Source organism: Actinomyces stomatis, assembly GCF_031292835.1.
Classification (GTDB): Bacteria; Actinomycetota; Actinomycetes; order Actinomycetales; family Actinomycetaceae; genus Actinomyces; species Actinomyces stomatis.
On the sequence record NZ_JASPEP010000045.1, the window covers coordinates 1 to 5,239 of the forward strand.

Sequence of the window (5,239 nt, forward strand, 5' to 3'; positions counted from 1 at the left end):
AGGATCGTCACCCCAGATGTCTATCGGTGCTGGGTCGGTTCCTGCGGTGAGGGGTGCTCGACGGCGGTGCTGCGGGTCTCGGCCCGGGTGGTTTCACCATTGGTTGAGGATGGTGGGGTAGGTGTCGGGCGTGCCGAAGGTGAAGATGGCGCCGTTGCCCACGGGGTTGGTTCTGGTGGCCAGTTGGGTGGCTCGTTGGTAGTGGGGCGAGTCGGAGGCGAAGAACATCTTCCAGCCTGGCAGGTATCTGTAGGGCGGTGGAGTGGGGGTGACTGGAATGTCTTCACGGGTCAGGGTTCCGATGATGCCGGGTGTGAAGGTGCTGGCGGTGGTGTGCATGAGGGCGTCGGCCAGGTCCTCGCGGGCGTCCAGGGCGGTCCCGAGAGCCTCGCCGATCATCAGATCCACGCTGGCGTCTCCGGGGCTGGGCATGTTGAAGCTCAGTGTGAGCTTGTTGCCTTGTCCGATCTGTCCTGAGAAGGCCGGGGTGAGGCCGAAGTCGGGGAAGCTGGAGGTGGCTTGGACGTCGCGGATGTACTGGAGGAGGTGGTCCTGGGTGATGGGTGGGGACTGCTAGGCATCCTGACGGTTGTCGGCGGTGGGGCGCCACAGGTCCAGGGAGGGGTGCAGGGGCCTGACCTGCTGGATCCACTCCCACACCCGACGTCCCTCAGAGACCGGGTCACCAAGAGCCTGCCGCCTCATGTGTAGGCGCCATTCCATGATCATTGTCCTTTCCTCGTGGTGCTGATTATCTGAGATGTTAGTTGGGTGGCGTGTAGAAGAGCTCGATCTCGGCAGGGAATTCGCCCCAATCCTGCTTGTCTCTGAGGACGTCGAACGTATATTTCTCGGCGATGTGCCATTGGATGGGGGTTGTGGCTCCCGCATTGCGGACGGCTTCAAGTCTCCTTAGTGTCCAGTCGACGAGTCCACCATTTCCATAAACTGAGGCTGTCCAGTTTGTCTCTATGAACTTGATTAGCCCCTCACCTTTGGCGTCGACGGGAATGCCATCCCGATATCCGTCGAAGGAAACGTCCCCAACATGGTAATAGTATTCTGCTGGAACGTTGGTGACCTGCTCTTTGTAATAAAGGTTACGTGTGAGTGTGGCTTCTAGGTCGTTATTGGTTCCGTGGGCGTCAACGTTCTTGTGTATGAGGGTGTCGGGAATGCCGTTTGGTGATGAGTTAAATTTCATAGTTCAACTGTTCATTGTTGGTAGTCGGGTGTGGGGTGCATGGGTGTTTAGCATTTCAGGGTAGGTCTTGCTGCGACCTTGGTCGCTGTGAATAGGTGTATTGTCGCCGGAACGGGAAAAGCAGTGTGTGGATTCTATGGTCTGTTTTCAGTCGCATCCATGGTCTACGATGCGGCGAATGGCCTGTATGTTTCTTTCTGTTTGCGCTGGCGAATGGATGCGCATTTTTAGGTATGTCTGATTGAGGATCAGAATTAATGAGATGTGGTTGGGAAGCGTCCAGCTTCCTGATTGCCCGACCTCGTTACTGCTGGTTGTAGGTCTCCCGTACAGGCTTGAGATTGCACTCAGGTAGTCATTGTAGATTCTATGAACGACAGGAGTCGTTCTCGGTATCAACTCTGTGGGCGGACGGGGAGTGAGTTCGATGTCGATTCCTGAGATGATGCCGGGACTGATGAAATCGTACCTAATGGTTCCGTTGTTATTTCCGTTAGGAATGGGGATGCTGAATAGTTCCTCTTCTCCAGTCATGATCGTCCAGCCGCACTGGCCGCAAAGAGTGAAGGCTCCTTCTTTGCTGATAGGCCACGGGTGCTCTGTCCATGTTCTCACCAAGGTTGCAAAATGCTCTGCTGAGTATGTGATGAACGTGAATCCCACAGCCTGAGTGAAGTCGATTGTGGCGGACGCATTTTCCATTCCCATGTCCTAACTATTGATTAACTGGCGATCGCCGAGAGTGTCGCTTCCGGCGAGCGGACATAGACTGAGATATAAGTGTTTCCTGGTGAAAGAAAAACTGAGGATCCGTTTGGGAGGATCCAGTCCACGTACAGTCCTGTATGCTCAAGTTGCTCTGTGGGGTCGCCATACAGTTTCAAGAGCGCATCCAGGTACTCTCTGTAAATTGAGTGCGTTATGTGGGATGTCTTCTCTCGAAACTGGAGGACGGCGCGTGTGGTAATCATGATGTCGACACCACAGGTGAGGCTTTGATCGCCGGTGTCGATAAGAATGTGGCTATCCTCCATGCCGTTGCTGACTGGGGTACTGAAGTAGCGGTCACCATCTGGAGAACCAACCCATCCGCACAAGTCGCGTAGCGTGAATGCCTCCTGCAGAGTCATGGGCCAGGGAGCCTCCGTCCAAGCCTTGACTATGGATATCATCCGGTCGGGTGGGTAGGCATAGAATGGGGTTCCGGCAGAACTGCTGTAGTCGCGAATTGGCGATGTATCGGCCACCATTGTCTCCTCAATGCGACTTGGTTTGATGGTTCGGTGTGGTTCAACGCAGGTTTTCATACGCTCGTAAGGGTGTTTGGTGGGCTCATGTGAATGGTGTGTGCATGCGACCGCTCTAGGGGATGTCGGGTCCGTACTTGCTTTCATAGTAGGCGGCCAGCGCCGCGTTGTGTGTTTCGGTTGGCGAGTTGATAGTGACTTCGACAAATGTTCCTACAGAGGCGAGGTTTATGGATGTGTTGCTGGGGAGTATCCAGTCGCTGTAAGGGCCGTACTTGCCTCTACTTTCTTTGGGTGGGCCGTATACTGTGGTCAGGGCGTTCCGGTAGTCGGTGTAGATGGACTGCGTGATGGTGGATACGTGCGCCTCCAGTTCCACGGGGGCTCGGGTGGTCAATCGGGCATCGATGCTGTTGACAAGGTTGCGGTCCCGGGTGTCTTCCATGATGGTGCCGTCTGTCTCGCCGCTGCTGACCGGAGTGGTGAAGAAAGTGCCGTCTTGTGGGTCTCCGGTCCACCCGCACTGGTCGCGCAGGAGGAAGGCTTCGTCAAGAGTGATGGGCCAGGTGTGCTCCGCCCAAGCTCTCACGATGGAGACCATCTGCTCGGTGGTGTACGCGTAGAAGGGGAATCCAGTGGACTGACTGTAGTCGCGAATTGTCGATGCATCGGCCACCATGTCTCCTCAATACGACTTGGTCTGATAGTTCGGTGTGGTTCAACGCAGGTTTTCATACGCTCGTAAGGGTGTTTGGTGGGCTCATGAGAATGGTGTGCGCATGCGATCCGCTCTAGGGGAGATCGGGGCCGTACTTGCTTTCATAGTAGGCGGCCAGCGCCGCGTTGTGTGTTTCGGTTGGCGAGTCGATAGTGACCTTAACGAATGTTCCTAGTGAGGGGAGGTGGATAGATGCGTTGCTGGGGAGTATCCAGTCGCTGTAAGGGCCGTACTTTCCTCTACCTTCTTTGGGTGGGCCGTATACTGTGGTCAGGGCGTTCCGGTAGTCGGTGTAGACGGACTGCGTGATGGTGGATACGTGCGCCTCCAGTTCCACGGTGACCCAGGTGGTCAATCGAGCATCGATGCTGTTGACAAGGTTGCGGTCCCGGGTATCTGCCATGATGGTCCCGTCTGTCTCGCCGCTGCTCACCGGTGTGGTGAAGAAAGTGCCGTCTTGTGGGTCTCCGATCCACCTGCACTGGTCGCGTAGCGTGAATGCCTCCTGCAGAGTCATGGGCCAGGTGTGCTCCGCCCAAGCTCTAACGATGGAGACCATCTGCTCGGTGGTGTACGCGTAGAAGAAGAATCCAGTGGACTGACTGTAGTCGCGAATTGTCGATGCATCGGCCACCATGTCTCCTCAATGCGACTTGGTCTGATAGTTTGGTGTGGTTCAACGCAGGTTTTCACGCGCTCGTAAGGGTGTTTGGTGGGCTCATGAGAATGGTGTGCTTATGCGCGATCCGCTCTAGGGGAGATCGGGTCCGTACTTGCTTTCATAGTAGGCGGCCAGTGCTGCGTTGTGTGTTTCGGTTGGCGAGTTGATGGTGACTTCGACAAATGTTCCTACAGAGGCGAGGTTTATGGATGCGTTGCTGGGGAGTATCCAGTCGCTGTAAGGGCCGAACTTGTCCCTACCTTCTTTGGGCGGGCCGTATACTGTGGTCAGGGCGTTCCGGTAGTCGGTGTAGACGGACTGCGTGATGGCGGATACGTGCACCTCCAGTTCCACGGGGGCTCGGGTGGTCAATCGAGCATTGATGCGGTTGACAAGGCTGCGGTCCCGAGTGTCTTTCATAATGGAACCGTCTGTCTCCCCGCTGCTCACGGGGGTGGTGAAGAAAGTACCGTTGTGCGGGGCTCCGGTCCACCCGCACTGGTCGCGCAGGAGGAAGGCTTCGTCAAGAGTGATGGGCCAGGTGTGCTCCGCCCAAGCTCTAACGATGGAGACCATCTGCTCGGTGGTGTACGCGTAGAAGGGGAATCCAGTGGACTGACTGTAGTCGACGATGTTCGATGGGCTGCTCATCCTTGTCCTTTAGGTCAGTTAAAGATTGTCAATGCTCTGTTGGAGGTGCTGGATTACCTCAGGTGTCAAGGTGAAGGGTTCGTCGGTGATCTGAGTGAGATCCTCCGTCTTCGTTTTCATCACCTTGATTGTCAGCTTGGTGTCACCGCTCTTGACTCCTTCCCACACGTCGGGGTGGTCGTGGAAGTACTGTGCGAAGCGAGGGTCGCTCAGCATGCGATCACGAGTATAGGCCGGAGCCCCCTGTTTGGCGCTTCCTTCATAGAGCGTCGGGCGGGGTGAACTGTCCAGGTTGGCGGTGACTCCTTTGTACTCGGATATCACTATCTCGTCACCATTGGGGCTCACCGCCATCCCGTCAAGCCAGCCACCAGGGGCGGTGCCGTTATTCTGGGAGAGGAACTCATCGGGGATATGGTAACCCTGCGACTCGAGGTATGCTTCCCCTCCGGTCTCACCAATGCGAGTGCTCGATCCGATCCAGTCGTTCCATGCTTCGCGACGCTGTGTGGCGGCATCTTCTAGGCTTTGAATGGCCTGCGGGTCGTACCCACTTCGTTTTAGTTCCTTGATTGTCTCGTTGTATCTTCCTGAATTGTAGTGGCTCATGGTGTGCCCTTTGGGCAGCTGGCTCTCCAACTGTCTCCTGGCTTCGTAATAGTCGGCTCGGCGCTGGGCTCGGTACCGGAATAGCTCTTCGATCTCATCGGCACGTAGGCTCGCACGGGGGTTCCAGTCTGGGAGCCTGACGGCGCCGG

6 protein-coding genes and 2 pseudogenes are annotated in these 5,239 nt (G+C 56.2%); all 8 read right to left on the bottom strand.

Features of this window, described 5'->3' with window-relative positions; translation table 11 throughout:
* Nucleotides 1-93: 93 nt before the first annotated feature.
* A pseudogene (locus RIV12_RS12895) lies at nt 94-705 on the bottom strand (hypothetical protein).
* Nucleotides 706-763: 58 nt separating this feature from the next.
* On the bottom strand, nt 764-1,204 hold the full coding sequence (locus RIV12_RS12900; RefSeq protein ID WP_309324402.1) for a Tox-REase-5 domain-containing protein: 441 nt from the start codon (nt 1,202-1,204) through the stop codon (nt 764-766).
* Between the two features lie 147 nt (nt 1,205-1,351).
* On the bottom strand, nt 1,352-1,912 hold the full coding sequence (locus RIV12_RS12905) for a DUF6301 family protein (RefSeq protein ID WP_309324404.1): 561 nt from the start codon (nt 1,910-1,912) through the stop codon (nt 1,352-1,354).
* Between the two features lie 14 nt (nt 1,913-1,926).
* Nucleotides 1,927-2,451, bottom strand: coding sequence for a DUF6301 family protein (locus tag RIV12_RS12910; RefSeq protein ID WP_309324406.1), 525 nt, complete (start codon nt 2,449-2,451; stop codon nt 1,927-1,929).
* A gap of 115 nt (nt 2,452-2,566) precedes the next feature.
* A complete protein-coding gene (locus RIV12_RS12915) occupies nt 2,567-3,127 on the bottom strand; it encodes a DUF6301 family protein (RefSeq protein WP_309324408.1) in 561 nt (186 codons plus the stop codon).
* Nucleotides 3,128-3,242: 115 nt separating this feature from the next.
* Nucleotides 3,243-3,803 (bottom strand): DUF6301 family protein, encoded by a 561-nt coding sequence (locus tag RIV12_RS12920; protein WP_309324410.1) that lies wholly within the window; start codon nt 3,801-3,803, stop codon nt 3,243-3,245.
* 117 nt (nt 3,804-3,920) lie between these two features.
* Nucleotides 3,921-4,481 (bottom strand): DUF6301 family protein, encoded by a 561-nt coding sequence (locus tag RIV12_RS12925; RefSeq protein WP_309324412.1) that lies wholly within the window; start codon nt 4,479-4,481, stop codon nt 3,921-3,923.
* A gap of 18 nt (nt 4,482-4,499) precedes the next feature.
* Nucleotides 4,500-5,239, bottom strand: a pseudogene (locus RIV12_RS12930) (hypothetical protein); the annotation flags it as partial.